A 13,497-nucleotide genomic window follows, 5' to 3' on the forward strand; every position below is an offset into this window, starting at 1 on the left:
GCGAAGGGGCCGGTACAAACAACACAAAAAACATGCCCATTCAGAGGCAGCACCTCAAATAACCGTGAGGCCAAAACCGTGATCAAGACCCTGGACCACCTCCCGCATCCCCAAGAGAATGCGGCCACCCTCGCCGGCCACTTCACCGATCTGGCGCCGCCGCTCAACGAGCGCCAGGCGCACCTGGAAGCCTCGCGCTGCCTGTATTGCTACGACGCGCCCTGCGTGAATGCCTGTCCGAGCGAGATCGACATCCCCTCGTTTATCCGCAACATTGCGCAGGACAACGTGCAAGGCGCTGCGCAGAAAATCCTCTCGGCCAACATCCTCGGCGGCAGTTGCGCCCGAGTGTGCCCGACGGAAATTCTTTGCCAGCAAGCCTGCGTGCGCAACAGCGCTCACGAATGCGCGCCGGTCATGATCGGCCTGTTGCAACGCTACGCCGTGGACAACGCCCACTTCAGCACCCACCCCTTCCAGCGTGCTGCCGCCACCGGCAAACGCATCGCCGTGGTCGGTGCCGGTCCGGCCGGTTTGTCCTGCGCCCACCGCAGTGCCATGCACGGGCATGACGTGGTGATTTTCGAGGCGCGGGAAAAGGCTGGCGGCCTCAATGAATACGGGATCGCCAAATACAAACTGGTGGATGACTACGCGCAAAAAGAACTCGAGTTCCTGCTGGAAATCGGCGGGATCGAAATCCGCCACGGACAGAAACTCGGGGACAACCTGACCCTCAGCGAACTGCACCAACAGTTCGATGCGGTGTTCCTCGGCCTCGGGCTCAATGCCAGCAAACAGCTGGGCCTGGCCCACGAAGACGCGCCCGGCCTGCTCGCCGCCACCGACTACATCCGCGAACTGCGCCAGGCCGATGACCTGAGCCAACTGCCCCTGGCCGACCACTGCATTGTCCTCGGCGCAGGCAACACCGCCATCGACATGGCGGTGCAAATGGCCCGCCTCGGCGCCCACGATGTGAATCTGGTGTACCGCCGTGGCGTCGAGGACATGGGTGCCACCCATCACGAACAGGACATTGCCAAGGCCAATCAGGTGCGGCTGATGACCTGGGCACAACCCGAAGAAGTGCTGCTCGATGACCAAGGCCGCGTGCGCGGCATGCGTTTCGCCCGTACACATCTGGTAGCAGGCCGCCTGCAAACCACCGGTGAAACCTTCGAACTGGCCGCCGATGCGATCTTCAAGGCCATCGGCCAGGCCTTCGACGGCAGCGCCCTCAGCGATCCGCTGGCCCGTGAACTCAAGCGCCAGGGCGCACGCATCGAAGTCGATGAAAACCTGCGCACCAGCATCCCCGGCGTGTATGCCGGCGGCGACTGCACCAGCCTCGATCAAGACCTCACCGTGCAAGCCGTGCAGCATGGCAAGCGCGCCGCCGAGGCGATCAATGCTCAACTGATGCTCAACGTGGAGGCTGCGTAAATGGCCGATCTGTCGATTGTCTTCGCCGGCATCAAAGCACCCAATCCATTCTGGCTGGCCTCCGCGCCGCCGACCGACAAGGCCTACAACGTGGTCCGCGCCTTCGAGGCCGGCTGGGGCGGCGTGGTCTGGAAAACCCTGGGTGAAGACCCGGCGGCGGTGAACGTGTCGTCGCGCTATTCGGCGCACTTCGGGGCTAACCGGGAGGTACTGGGCTTTAACAACATCGAGCTGATCACCGACCGCTCGCTGGAGATCAACCTGCGGGAAATCACCCAGGTCAAGAAGGACTGGCCGGACCGCGCGCTGATCGTGTCCTTGATGGTGCCCTGCGTCGAAGAGTCGTGGAAACACATCCTGCCGCTGGTGGAAGCCACCGGCGCCGACGGCATCGAGCTGAACTTCGGTTGCCCCCACGGCATGCCGGAACGCGGCATGGGCGCGGCGGTCGGCCAGGTGCCGGAATACGTCGAACAGGTCACCCGCTGGTGCAAGACGTATTGCTCGCTGCCGGTGATCGTCAAACTGACGCCGAACATCACTGACATCCGAGTCGCCGCCCGCGCCGCCCACCGTGGCGGTGCCGATGCGGTGTCGTTGATCAACACCATCAACTCGATCACCAGCGTCAACCTCGAACGCATGGTCGCCAACCCCATGGTCGGCAGCCAAAGCACCCACGGCGGTTACTGCGGCTCGGCGGTCAAGCCGATTGCCTTGAACATGGTCGCCGAAATCGCTCGCGACCCGCAGACCCAGGGTCTGCCGATCAGTGGCATCGGCGGCATCGGCAACTGGCGCGATGCTGCGGAATTCATCGCGCTCGGCAGTGGCTCGGTGCAGGTATGCACGGCGGCGATGCTGCATGGCTTCCGGATTGTCGAAGACATGAAGGACGGTTTGTCACGCTGGATGGACAGTCAGGGCTATGCCAGCATTTCAGAGTTTTCCGGGCGCGCGGTGGGCAACACCACGGACTGGAAGTACCTGGACATCAACTATCAGGTGATCGCGAAGATTGATCAGGAGGCGTGCATCGGTTGTGGTCGCTGCCATATCGCTTGTGAGGACACCTCGCACCAGGCCGTGGCCAGCCTCAAGCAAGCGGACGGCACTCACAAGTATCAAGTGATCGATGAGGAGTGCGTGGGCTGCAACCTGTGCCAGATCACCTGCCCGGTGCAGGACTGCATCGAGATGGTGCCGGTGGAGACTGGCAAGCCGTTCCTGGACTGGAATCATGATCCGAGGAATCCGTATCACGTTAGTCCTTGAAATCTGCGGCGCCTGATCTGACGCCTTCGCGAGCAAGCCCGCTCCCACATTTGGAATGCATTCCAGTGTGGGAGCGGGCTTGCTCGCGAAGAGGCCGGCAGCCACACCACCCAACCTCAGGGCTCCAACCCAATCCCCCGCAAAATCACACTGGTCACCGTCTGCACCGCCTTTTCGAACTGCATGTCCGACAACGGCTGATGATCATTGAGAATGTTCACCTGGTGATCGAAATCGGCGTAGTGCTGGGTCGAGGCCCAGATCATGTACAGCAGGCTCGAGGGTTCCACCGGCAGGATGCGTTTGTCGTCCACCCACTGGCGGATTTTCGCTTCCTTCATCTTGGCCCAGTCGTACAGGCTCGCATCCAGCGCTGCGCCGAGGGTCGGCGCGCCATGGATGATTTCGTTGGCCCAGACTTTCGAGCCATACGGCCGGCTGCGGGAATGGTTCATCTTGGCGCGGATGTAGCTGCTGAGCACCACACGCGGGTCATCGAACATCTCGAAGCACAGCGCGTCCTGCTTCCAGACTTCCAGCAGGTCGAAGAGCACGGCGCTGTACAACTCGGTCTTGGTGCTGAAGTAGTAGTGCAGGTTGGAACGCGGCAGTTGCACTTCAGCGGCGATGTCGGCCATGGCGGTGCTGCCGAAGCCCTTTTCAGCGAAGACCTTTTCCGCCCCCAGCAGGATTTTTTCGACGTTACTGCGACGAATCTCGATCTTGTGATTGCCCATGCGGATCCCCGACCACAACGTTGAGCAAGACTAGCATCCGCTCTGGACCGCGGCGACAGGGGAAACCGAAACTTCGTACAGCCGCTGTCGTAAAGCTAAACTCGGCGCACCTGGAAACTGCCTGAGGTCCCCACGATGCTGCTCAAGAAAACCCTGACCGTCGCTGCCCTGCTCGGCTCGCTGTTCGCCGCTTCTTCGGTGTTTGCCCACGCCCACCTGAAAAGCCAGACCCCGGCCGCCGACAGCACCGTGGCCGCGCCGGCGCAATTGCGCCTGGAGTTCTCCGAGGGTATCGAGGCCAGTTTCACCAAAGTCACGCTGATCCGGGATGGCGCACCGGTGGCGGTCAAAGCGCTGACCACCGAAGGCAGCGACAAAAAGACTCTGATCGTCACCCCGGCCGCGCCGCTGACCGCCGGCGCCTACAAAGTCGAATGGCACGTCGTTTCCGTCGACACCCACAAAAGCGAAGGTGCCTACGCCTTTAAGGTTGGCCAGTAATTCATGGCGAGCGCGCTGGTGCTGTGCCGCTTCCTGCATTTCATCGTGGTGCTGATGCTGTTCGGGGGCTGGCTGTTCAGGCCCTTGCTGGCAAATGGCGAAACCGCACTGGATCAGCGGCTGGCACGGACCTGCCGGTGGCTGGCCGTGGTGGCGCTGGCCAGCGGGGTCTGCTGGTTGCTGCTGATTACCGCAAGCATGGCCGGGGCCTGGGAAGCAGCATTCGATCCGTCGACCCTGGGCCTGGTGCTGGGCAATACCTTTTTCGGTCAGGTCTGGCGCTGGCATTTGCTGATCAATCTGCTGTTGCTGGCGTTACTGCTGACGCCACTGCGCGCCAGCCTTGCGCTGCGCCTAATCCTCAGCGGCCTGCTGCTGGCCACCCTGGCCCCGGTCGGCCACGGCGCCATGCTCGATGGCAGCGCAGGCCGGTTGCTGATCCTCAATCAACTCATTCACTTGATCTGCGTGGGTGCCTGGCTCGGCGGCTTGATGCTGCTGGTGATGATTCTGCGAGAACCCGCGGGGCATTCGATCCGCCTGATGTTGCAGCGCTTCAGCGGAGTCGGTTACGGCTTGGTCGCCGGGCTGCTGATCACAGGGTTGATCAATGTGCGGGTGCTCACCGGGGCATTCTGGCCGACGCCGTTGTTCAGCGGGTTCGCCTTGATCCTGTTGATCAAGGTTGCGCTGGTGACGGCGATGCTGGGCCTGGCGTTGTTCAATCGCTTGCGGATCAATGAATGCGAGCAGCGTCTGCAAACACTGCGCGCCAGCGTGATGCTGGAGTGGATGTTGGGGCTTGGCGCGGTGGCGGCGGTCTCGCTGCTGGGTACCCTGCCCCCCATGATTTCCAGCTGACAACCCCATCCCCTGTGGGAGCGAGCTTGCTCGCGATGACGGACGGTCAGTCAACATTTCTATTGAATGTCAGACCGCCTTCGCGAGCAAGCCCGCTCCCACAGGTTTCCTCGTTGTCATCAGGTTTGCGCAAGGCAATAAAAGCGACCTCTGATGAGGCCGCTTCTGCTTCGACTCCGACCAGGGTTGCGTTTGCTGGAACAGGGTCAAGCCACCGAACTGGGCTTCACCCTGCAGTATCGGCCGCTTCAGGCAGATGCCCCCAACAATTGACTCAACACCGCTCGCAACTTGCCGGGCTTCACCGGTTTGTTCAGCAAGGGTGCGTTGAGCCGCTGCAACGCACGCCGACAATGGTCGGTGCGGTCGGCGGTAATGATCACCGCGGGAATGTCCTGGTGGAAATGCTCGCGCAAATGTCGCACCACATCACAGCCGACCACCCCGTGATCGAGGTGATAATCCGCCAGAATCAGTTCCGGCGCCTGCCCGCGTAGCGCTGCCAGCGCAGCCTCTTCATCGGTGGCGACCAGAACGTCGCAGCCCCACTGCCCGAGCAACGCGCTCATGCTGTCGAGAATGCTCACTTCGTTGTCGATCACCAGTAAACGGCGGCCCGGCAGCGGGTTGCCGGTGCCCGGTTGTGGCACCGCCTGGCTCACGGGCAGCGGAACCTCATCGGATATCGGCACATCGATGCTGAACATCGAACCCCGCCCCGGCAACGAGTACACGCCGACCTTATAGCCAAGGATCTTGGCGATGCGCTCGACAATCGCCAGCCCCAGGCCCACGCCCTTGCGGTCGGCGGCGCGGCCGACGTCCAGCTGGTTGAACTCGAGAAAGATCGAATCGAGCCGGTCCGCGGCAATGCCACGCCCGGTGTCCCAGACCTCCAGGCGCAGCATCTCGCCCCGACGCCTTGCCGCCAGCAGGATGCTGCCTTCATCGGTGTAGCGGCAGGCATTGCTGAGGAAATTGCGCAGGATCCGCGTCATCAGGCGCAAGTCGGTGCTGATGGCGTAATCGGCCATGCGCACCCGCAGGTTCAAGCCGGCCGCCTGGGCGACGGACTGGAACTCCGACACCAGCGGCCCGAGCAATTCGTCGAGGCGGTACGAGGCAACGTCCGGCTTGACCGCGGCCTGGTCGAGCCGGGAAATGTCTAGCAGATCTGTCAGCAAATCCTCGGCCCCTTCCAGGGCCTGGTGAGTGCGCTCCACCAGTACCTGCTCGGCTTCCGGCAGCTTGCGTTCGCGCAAGGTCGAAATCAGCAACCGCGCGGCGTTCAGCGGTTGCAGCAGGTCGTGGCTGGCGGCGGCGAGGTATTTGTCCTTGCTGTGATTGGCGGCCTCGGCGGCATCGCGGGCGTCGCGCAAGGCCTTGGCGATCTGTTTACGCTGGGTGATCTGCTGCTGAAGGTTACGGTTGGCCTCGAGCAATTCATCGGTGCGCGCGACGACGCGCTGCTCCAGTTCGTCATTGAGTTGCTGCAGGCGTCTCTGGGCCAGCTTGCGCTCGGTGATATCGGAGACGAAGCCTTCCACCAGCCCTTCCTGGCCGGGCTTGAGCAGCAGGTTCATCAATACATCCACATGACTGCCGTCCTTGCGCCGCAAGCGGGTTTCATAGCCGTGCAGGCTGCGCTGGTGCCTGAGGATTTCGCCGATGGTTTCCAGCTCCTGCGCGCCGTCGACGAACAGGGTGCTGGCCAGGTCGGTCAGGGAGAACAGCACCTCCTGCGGGTCCTGGTAGCCGAGCATGCGTGCCAGCGCCGGGTTGGCGGCGCGCATGCCATCGTGCAGGCTGGCCTGGAAGATCCCGTGCACCGCGTTTTCGAACAGCCACTTGTAGCGGTTACGCTCGGCTTCCAGATCATCCAGGCGTGCGGCCAGCTCCGGGTAATGACTCTTGCGCGCCGAGTGGCTGCCCAGCCCCAGCAGTCCGGCCAGGGCCCGTTGTTGCTCGTCAGAGGGCTTCGCCATAGACGACCTCGACATCACGCTGGCTGGATTCGCGCGGGTTGGTCAGGATGCACGGGTCGTGCATCGCATGCTGCGACAGGAACGGAATGTCCGAGGTCCTGACGCCATGCAAACCGAGGGTTTCGTGAAAGCCGATGGCGTGCTTGAGGGCGATCAGGTGTTCGACCAGGCGCCCGCAGATCTGCCGGTGATTCAGGCCTCGGCAGTCGATGCCGAAGGTCTCGGCGATCACCTTGAAGCGATCTGGCGCCGAGTTGTAGTTGAACGCCACCACATGCTCGACGAGCACCGCGTTGCACAAGCCATGAGGCAGGTCGAGAAAGCCGCCGAGGCTGTGGGACATGGCATGCACTGCACCGAGGATCGCGTTGGAAAACGCCAGCCCGGCCTGCATGCTGCCGAGCATGATTTTTTCGCGCAACGCGATGTCGGTCGGGTTGGCGATCATTTGCACCAGGTTGCCATTGATCAGGCGCATCGCCTCCAGCGCATGGGGATCGGTCAGCGGCCCGTGGCCGGTGGACACGAAGGCTTCGATGGCATGCACCAACGCATCGATGCCGGTACAGGCCGACAGGAACGGGTCCATGCTCAGGGTGGTTTCCGGGTCGATCAGCGAAACGTCCGGCACCACGGCCTTGCTGACGATGGAGAACTTCATGCGTTCCTGCTGGTTGGAAATGATCACGAATTGCGAGACGTCGGCCGAGGTACCGGCGGTGGTCGGAATCAGGATCAGCGGCGGGCTGGGCACACGGATGGTGTCCACACCCTCGAAATCGAGAATGCTGCGGCCATGGGCGACGACGATACCGATGCCTTTGCCGCAGTCCATCGGGCTGCCGCCACCGACGGCGACGATCACGTCGCAGTGGTTTTCCCGGTACAGCTCGGCGCCGAGCATCACCTCTTCGACCCGCGGGTTGGGCGAGACATCGGAGTACAGGCAATACTGGATGCCCAACGCTTGCAGGCTGGCCTCGACATCGGCGACCCAGCCGGCGGCAATCACACCGGGGTCACTGACCACCAGGACCTTGCGCGCGCCAAAGGTCTTGGCGTAATTGCCGACACTGTGCCGGCTACCGGCACCGAAGATGATTTCAGGGGAAACGAATTTGCGCAGCTGGTTGAGACTCTGGCTCATTGGAAAGCCTGTTTTTATTGTTTTGGAAGGTAGAAACCACACTAAACCATCCAGCTGTGAATGCAATCAGACCAATGGGTAGCACTGCCTGGGGTGTACTCACATTCGAATTCACCACAGATCCCCTGTGGGAGCGGGCTTGCTCGCGAAGAGGCCTTAACATTCAACATTTATGTTGCCTGGCACACCGCTTTCGCGAGCAAGCCCGCTCCCACAGGGGGGTTGTGTCGCTAAAATTATCCGCGATAGATCAGCTGCGAAGCCTTCGCGTTACGCAACGTCAGATGCTCCATCCCCAACCCCGGCGCCTCCGCTTCCTCGCGGGCCTTGAGAATCACCCCGTGGTGCGGCGACTTGCTGCACACCGGGTCGGCATTGCTGGCATCGCCCGTCAGCATGAAAGCCTGGCAGCGGCACCCGCCCAGGTCCTTGTGCTTTTCATCGCAGGAGCGGCACGGCTCCTTCATCCAGTCATCGCCGCGAAAACGATTGAAGCCGAACGAGTCGTTCCAGATGTGCGAGAGGCTGTGCTCACGCACGTTGGGAAACGCGACCGGCAATTGCCGGGCACTGTGGCAAGGCAAGGCCGTGCCGTCGGGGGTGATGTCCAGAAACAGGTTGGCCCAGCCGTTCATGCAGGTCTTGGGACGCTCTTCGTAGTAGTCCGGGGTGACGAAGATCAGCTTGCACGGGTGGCCCTGGGCTTCAAGGCGCTCGCGGTATTCATTAGTAATGCGCTCGGCACGCTGCAATTGCTCGCGGGTGGGCAACAGGCCGACGCGATTCAGTTCGGCCCAGCCATAGAACTGGCAGGTGGCCAATTCGACGAAATCCGCTTCCAGCTCCAGGCACAGCTCGATGATCTGCGCGATCCGGTCGATATTGTGCCGATGGGTGACGAAGTTCAGCACCATCGGATAGCCCTGGGCTTTCACCGCACGGGCCATCGCGAGTTTCTGGGCGAAGGCCTTGCGCGAGCCGGCGAGCATGTTGTTCACCGCCTCGTCGGCGGCCTGGAAGCTGATCTGGATATGGTCCAGCCCGGCCACCTTGAAGTCGCGCACCTTCTGCTCGGTCAGGCCGATGCCGGAGGTGATCAGGTTTGTGTAGTAGCCCATGTCCCGGGCGGCCTTGATCAGTTCGGCGAGGTCCTGGCGGACCAGCGGCTCGCCGCCGGAAAAGCCCAATTGCGCGGCGCCCATGTCCCGCGCTTCGCGGAATACGCGAATCCATTCTTGCGTGCTCAGTTCCTCGCCGTGCCGGGCAAAATCCAGTGGATTGGAGCAATACGGGCATTGCAGCGGACAGCGGTAGGTCAACTCGGCGAGCAGCCACAACGGCGGCCCGGGCAGCGTCTCACTCGATCCAGAATTGCGCATGGGCCACCTCCAGAAACGCCAGCACGTCTTCGTCGATCCCGGGTACCCCGGGGAAATTCGCGCTCAGTCGATCAATGATCGCCGCCACGCTGCGCTGGCCATCCACCAGGTCGAGAATCTGCCCGGCACTGGCGTTGAGCTTGATCATGCCTTCGGGGTACAGCAGCACATGGCAGTCCTGACGGGGCTCCCATTGCAGCCGAAAACCGCGACGCAAGGCCGGTGACTGCTGGCGATCGATCAGGCTCACAGGGCTATCCCCCGGTGCCAGACGTTGTCGCCGGTGACCGTGTGATACGGCGGGCGCGCAAGCTCGTAGGCCATGCTCATGGCATCGAGCATGCTCCACAGCACGTCGAGCTTGAACTGCAGAATCTCCAGCATGCGTTGTTGCCCCTCGGCGGTCACGTAGTGCGCCAGGGTGATGCGCAAGCCATGCTCGACATCGCGCCGCGCCTGGCTCAGGCGCGTGCGGAAATAGTCGTAGCCGGCGACGTCGATCCACGGGTAATGGGTCGGCCAGGCGTCGAGTCGCGACTGATGGATCTGCGGGGCAAAGAGTTCGGTCAGCGAACTGCTGGCCGCTTCCTGCCAGCAGGCGCGACGGGCGAAATTGACGTAGGCGTCCACCGCGAAACGCACGCCGGGCAGCACCAGTTCCTGGGAGAGGATCTGCTCGCGATCCAGCCCCACGGCTTCGCCCAGACGCAGCCAGGCTTCGATACCGCCCTCGCTGCCGGGCACGCCGTCGTGGTCGAGAATCCGTTGCAGCCATTCCCGGCGTACGTCGCGGTCCGGGCAGTTGGCAAGAATCGCGGCGTCCTTCAGGGGGATGTTGACCTGATAGTAGAAGCGATTGGCGACCCAGCCCTGGATCTGCCCGCGGCTGGCGCGGCCGGCGTACATGGCTTGGTGGAAGGGGTGGTGGATGTGGTAGTAGGCGCCCTTGGCGCGCAAGGCGGCTTCGAATTCTGTGGGGGTTAGCGGTATTTTCGTCATTGTGACTCTCCGGAATTCGCGGGGTCTGGTCTGGCGCCTTCGCGAGCAAGCCCGCTCCCACACTGGATTTCTGGTGTACATAAAATTTGTGTTTACAGCGACCACCTGTGGGAGCGGGCTTGCTCGCGAAGGGGCCAGCCGCTACAACTCAATACTCATGCCGTCATAAGCCACTTCAATCCCCCGCCGCTCCAGCAAAGCCCGCTCGGCCGAGTCTTCATCAAGAATCGGATTGGTGTTGTTGATGTGGATCAGCACCTTGCGCTGGCGGTTGAAACCCTCCAGCACTTCAAGCATTCCACCGGGGCCGCTTTGTGGGAGGTGCCCCATTTCGCTGCCCAGGCTCTGGCCGACTTCGCAAATACGCATCTCGTCGTCGCGCCACAAGGTGCCGTCCAGCAGCAGGCAATCGGCACGCTGCATCCAGCCCAGCACTTTATCGTCGATTCGGCCAAGGCCCGGGGCATAGAACAGCGAGGCACCGTTGCGCAGGTCTTCAATGAACAAGCCAATGGTGTCGCCCGGTTGCGGGTTGCCGCGATTGGGCGAATACGGCGGCGCATTGCTCACCAGGGGAATCGCGCGAAATTGCAAATGTCCGCAGGCCGGGATGCTGAACGGCTGGCGATCGAGGCCGACCGGTTGCCAGTGCAATCCGCCGTTCCAGTGTCCGAGCATGTTGAACAACGGGAAACCGCTGCTCAGGTCCTGGTGCACGCGCTCGGTACACCACACAGCATGCGGGCAGCCTTCGCGCAGGCTGAGCAGACCGGTGCAATGGTCGATCTGGCTGTCCAGCAGCACGATGCCGGCGATGGCGCTGTCACGCAGGCGTCGCGCCGGTTGCAATGGCGCAAAACTCTCGAGTTGCGCGCGAATGTCCGGTGACGCGTTGCACAGCACCCACTCCACACCGTCGTCACTCAGGGCAATCGACGACTGCGTACGGCGCTGTGCCCGCAGGCTGCCATTGCGCACACCGGCGCACTGGCGGCAGTTGCAATTCCACTGGGGAAAACCACCGCCAGCGGCGGAACCGAGAACGCGAATGTGCATGGCGGATGCTCCAGAAGGCAGGCCCGGCCAACGCATCGGCTGGCCGGGTGGTCAATCAACGGTTGGCGAAATACATCGTCACTTCGAAGCCAATGCGCAGATCGGTAAACGCGGGTTTAGTCCACATGGGTCATTCCTCTTCTTGTGCCCGGGTGATTCCGGTAGAGCCATTAATGCACGGGGCGATGAGGGCCCGAATGCTACTTTCGAAGGAGTTGGCGGGGTGATTTGGTAGGGGGTGTTGCGCGGTCATTGGCATCACACAAACCCCATGTGGGAGCGGGCTTGCTCGCGAAAGCGGTGTGCCAGTCAACATCTCTGCTGAATGACACTGCGCATTCGCGAGCAAGCCCGCTCCCACATTTTGGTTTGTGGTGTTCTTGGGGAAGTTAGAAGAACCCCAGCGGATTGATGTCGTAGCTCACCAGCAGGTTTTTGGTCTGCTGGTAGTGATCGAGCATCATCTTGTGGTTTTCCCGACCGACGCCGGATTTCTTGTAGCCACCGAACGCCGCGTGCGCCGGGTACAGGTGGTAACAGTTGGTCCACACACGGCCGGCCTTGATCGCCCGGCCCATGCGGTAGGCGCGGTTGATGTCACGGGTCCACAGGCCGGCGCCGAGACCGAACTCGCTGTCGTTGGCAATCGCCAGGGCTTCGGCTTCGTCCTTGAAGGTGGTGATCCCCACCACCGGGCCGAAGATTTCTTCCTGGAACACACGCATCTTGTTGTGGCCCTTGAGCAGGGTCGGCTGGATGTAGTAACCGCTGGACAGGTCACCCTCCAGGCGTTCGGCCGCGCCGCCGGTGAGCAGCTCGGCACCCTCCTCCTGGGCAATGGTCAGGTACGAGAGGATCTTGTCGTATTGCTGCTCGGACGCCTGGGCGCCGACCATGGTCTCGGTGTCCAGCGGGTTGCCGCGCTTGATCTTGACGATCTTCTTCATCACCTCGGCCATGAACGGCTCGTAGATGGATTCCTGGACCAGCGCCCGTGACGGACAGGTGCAGACTTCGCCCTGGTTGAAGAACGCCAGCACCAGGCCTTCGGCGGCTTTTTCGATGAACGCAGGTTCCGCGTTCATGATGTCTTCGAAGAAGATGTTCGGCGACTTGCCGCCCAGTTCGACGGTGCTCGGGATGATGTTCTCGGCGGCGCAATGCATGATGTGCGCGCCGACCGGGGTCGAGCCGGTGAAAGCGATCTTGGCGATGCGCTTGCTGGTGGCCAGGGCTTCACCAGCTTCGCGACCGAAACCCTGGACAATGTTCAGCACGCCCGCTGGCAGCAGGTCGGCGATCAGCTCGGCGAAGACCATGATCGACAGCGGCGTTTGCTCGGCAGGCTTGAGCACGATGCAGTTGCCGGCGGCCAGGGCCGGGGCGAGTTTCCAGGCAGCCATCAGCAGCGGGAAGTTCCACGGAATGATCTGCCCGACCACGCCCAGCGGTTCGTGGAAGTGATAGGCCGTGGTCAGCTCGTTGATCTCGGCAGCCCCGCCTTCCTGGGCGCGGATGCAGCCGGCGAAGTAACGGAAGTGGTCGGCCGCCAGCGGCACGTCGGCGTTCAGGGTTTCGCGCACGGCCTTGCCGTTGTCCCAGGTTTCGGTGACGGCCAGCACCTCAAGGTTCTGCTCGATGCGATCGGCGATTTTCAGCAGCACCAGGGAGCGGTCCTGGGCCGAGGTCTTGCCCCAGGCATCGGCAGCGGCATGCGCGGCGTCGAGGGCCTTGTCGATGTCGGCGGCGCTGGAGCGCGGGAATTCGGCGATCACTTCACCGTTGACCGGCGAGGTGTTGGTGAAGTACTCGCCATTGATCGGAGCGACAAACTCGCCGCCGATGAAGTTGCCGTAGCGCGGCTTGAAGGTAATCACGGCGCCTGGGGTTCCGGGTTGTGCGTAGATCATGGTGGGCCTCTGTCTGGTCGATGCCTGTCGTACTGACAGGCGATGAGCCGATACTAGAGAGCCCCGCGTGCCAGACGAATGCATCGTTGGCAGGAGGGGCTCTCGTTATTTGGTCGTAGATTTCACACAAATTAATGTGGGAGCGGGCTTGCTCGCGAAGGCGGCGGATCACGCAACATCAATGTTGAATGTGAAGGCCCC

Annotated in this window: 13 protein-coding genes; 4 read left to right on the plus strand and 9 right to left on the minus strand. The window is 62.3% G+C overall.

Annotated features, from left to right (window positions below; translation table 11 throughout):
* Positions 1-78 precede the first annotated feature (78 nt).
* Both KGB28_RS02375 and preA read left to right on the plus strand, forming a co-directional pair.
* Positions 79-1,446 (plus strand): NAD(P)-dependent oxidoreductase, encoded by a 1,368-nt coding sequence (locus KGB28_RS02375; RefSeq protein WP_223441912.1) that lies wholly within the window; start codon positions 79-81, stop codon positions 1,444-1,446.
* Complete coding sequence (gene preA / locus KGB28_RS02380; RefSeq protein WP_102672357.1) at positions 1,447-2,721, plus strand: NAD-dependent dihydropyrimidine dehydrogenase subunit PreA; 1,275 nt, start codon at positions 1,447-1,449, stop codon at positions 2,719-2,721. It abuts the gene before it with no gap.
* A 116-nt stretch (positions 2,722-2,837) separates the two neighbouring features.
* Here the strand turns inward: preA and KGB28_RS02385 are convergent, their stop codons facing one another.
* Positions 2,838-3,458 carry a TetR/AcrR family transcriptional regulator gene (locus KGB28_RS02385; protein WP_008017494.1) on the minus strand — a complete coding sequence of 207 codons (621 nt, stop codon included), beginning with the start codon at positions 3,456-3,458 and terminating at the stop codon, positions 2,838-2,840.
* 135 nt (positions 3,459-3,593) lie between these two features.
* Here KGB28_RS02385 and copC point away from each other — a divergent pair, with 135 nt between their 5' ends.
* Both copC and copD read left to right on the plus strand, forming a co-directional pair.
* On the plus strand, positions 3,594-3,959 hold the full coding sequence (copC, locus tag KGB28_RS02390; RefSeq protein ID WP_223441913.1) for a copper homeostasis periplasmic binding protein CopC: 366 nt from the start codon (positions 3,594-3,596) through the stop codon (positions 3,957-3,959).
* Between the two features lie 3 nt (positions 3,960-3,962).
* The gene (copD, locus tag KGB28_RS02395; RefSeq protein ID WP_223441916.1) at positions 3,963-4,820 is read left to right on the plus strand and encodes a copper homeostasis membrane protein CopD; all 858 of its coding nucleotides are present in this window, start codon (positions 3,963-3,965) and stop codon (positions 4,818-4,820) included.
* Positions 4,821-5,068: 248 nt separating this feature from the next.
* Here the strand turns inward: copD and KGB28_RS02400 are convergent, their stop codons facing one another.
* The 8 genes from KGB28_RS02400 to KGB28_RS02435 all read right to left on the minus strand — a co-directional run bounded on the left by KGB28_RS02400 (position 5,069) and on the right by KGB28_RS02435 (position 13,296).
* Positions 5,069-6,805: a NahK/ErcS family hybrid sensor histidine kinase/response regulator gene (locus KGB28_RS02400; protein WP_223441919.1), complete on the minus strand. Its 1,737-nt coding sequence runs from the start codon at positions 6,803-6,805 to the stop codon at positions 5,069-5,071.
* Entirely contained in the window at positions 6,789-7,952 is a 1,164-nt protein-coding gene (ercA, locus tag KGB28_RS02405) for an alcohol dehydrogenase-like regulatory protein ErcA (protein ID WP_223441921.1), read from the minus strand. Before ercA ends, KGB28_RS02400 begins: the two co-directional genes overlap by 17 nt.
* Before the next feature lie 236 nt (positions 7,953-8,188).
* A complete protein-coding gene (pqqE, locus tag KGB28_RS02410; RefSeq protein WP_223441923.1) occupies positions 8,189-9,331 on the minus strand; it encodes a pyrroloquinoline quinone biosynthesis protein PqqE in 1,143 nt (380 codons plus the stop codon).
* On the minus strand, positions 9,309-9,581 hold the full coding sequence (gene pqqD / locus KGB28_RS02415) for a pyrroloquinoline quinone biosynthesis peptide chaperone PqqD (protein ID WP_103393708.1): 273 nt from the start codon (positions 9,579-9,581) through the stop codon (positions 9,309-9,311). The genes pqqE and pqqD overlap by 23 nt, the downstream gene beginning before the upstream one ends.
* Positions 9,578-10,330 carry a pyrroloquinoline-quinone synthase PqqC gene (gene pqqC / locus KGB28_RS02420; RefSeq protein WP_223441924.1) on the minus strand — a complete coding sequence of 251 codons (753 nt, stop codon included), beginning with the start codon at positions 10,328-10,330 and terminating at the stop codon, positions 9,578-9,580. Before pqqC ends, pqqD begins: the two co-directional genes overlap by 4 nt.
* Before the next feature lie 141 nt (positions 10,331-10,471).
* Positions 10,472-11,386: a pyrroloquinoline quinone biosynthesis protein PqqB gene (gene pqqB, locus KGB28_RS02425; RefSeq protein ID WP_223441926.1), complete on the minus strand. Its 915-nt coding sequence runs from the start codon at positions 11,384-11,386 to the stop codon at positions 10,472-10,474.
* Between the two features lie 55 nt (positions 11,387-11,441).
* Positions 11,442-11,513 (minus strand): pyrroloquinoline quinone precursor peptide PqqA, encoded by a 72-nt coding sequence (gene pqqA / locus KGB28_RS02430; RefSeq protein ID WP_003253598.1) that lies wholly within the window; start codon positions 11,511-11,513, stop codon positions 11,442-11,444.
* A 262-nt stretch (positions 11,514-11,775) separates the two neighbouring features.
* Positions 11,776-13,296 (minus strand): aldehyde dehydrogenase family protein, encoded by a 1,521-nt coding sequence (locus KGB28_RS02435; protein ID WP_046037291.1) that lies wholly within the window; start codon positions 13,294-13,296, stop codon positions 11,776-11,778.
* Between the last annotated feature and the right edge of the window lie 201 nt (positions 13,297-13,497).

Origin of the sequence: Pseudomonas sp. BF-R-19 (assembly GCF_019956445.1) — a bacterium.
Taxonomy (GTDB): Bacteria; Pseudomonadota; Gammaproteobacteria; order Pseudomonadales; family Pseudomonadaceae; genus Aquipseudomonas; species Aquipseudomonas fluorescens_BH.

Coding starts and splice junctions, on each gene's coding strand:
- preA (WP_102672357.1), top strand. CDS start 1,447: ATGGCCGATCTGTCGATTGTCTTCGCCGGCATCAAAGCACCCAATCCA.
- KGB28_RS02385 (WP_008017494.1), bottom strand. CDS start 3,458: ATGGGCAATCACAAGATCGAGATTCGTCGCAGTAACGTCGAAAAAATC.
- copC (WP_223441913.1), top strand. CDS start 3,594: ATGCTGCTCAAGAAAACCCTGACCGTCGCTGCCCTGCTCGGCTCGCTG.
- copD (WP_223441916.1), top strand. CDS start 3,963: ATGGCGAGCGCGCTGGTGCTGTGCCGCTTCCTGCATTTCATCGTGGTG.
- KGB28_RS02400 (WP_223441919.1), bottom strand. CDS start 6,805: ATGGCGAAGCCCTCTGACGAGCAACAACGGGCCCTGGCCGGACTGCTG.
- ercA (WP_223441921.1), bottom strand. CDS start 7,952: ATGAGCCAGAGTCTCAACCAGCTGCGCAAATTCGTTTCCCCTGAAATC.
- pqqE (WP_223441923.1), bottom strand. CDS start 9,331: ATGCGCAATTCTGGATCGAGTGAGACGCTGCCCGGGCCGCCGTTGTGG.
- pqqC (WP_223441924.1), bottom strand. CDS start 10,330: ATGACGAAAATACCGCTAACCCCCACAGAATTCGAAGCCGCCTTGCGC.
- pqqB (WP_223441926.1), bottom strand. CDS start 11,386: ATGCACATTCGCGTTCTCGGTTCCGCCGCTGGCGGTGGTTTTCCCCAG.
- KGB28_RS02435 (WP_046037291.1), bottom strand. CDS start 13,296: ATGATCTACGCACAACCCGGAACCCCAGGCGCCGTGATTACCTTCAAG.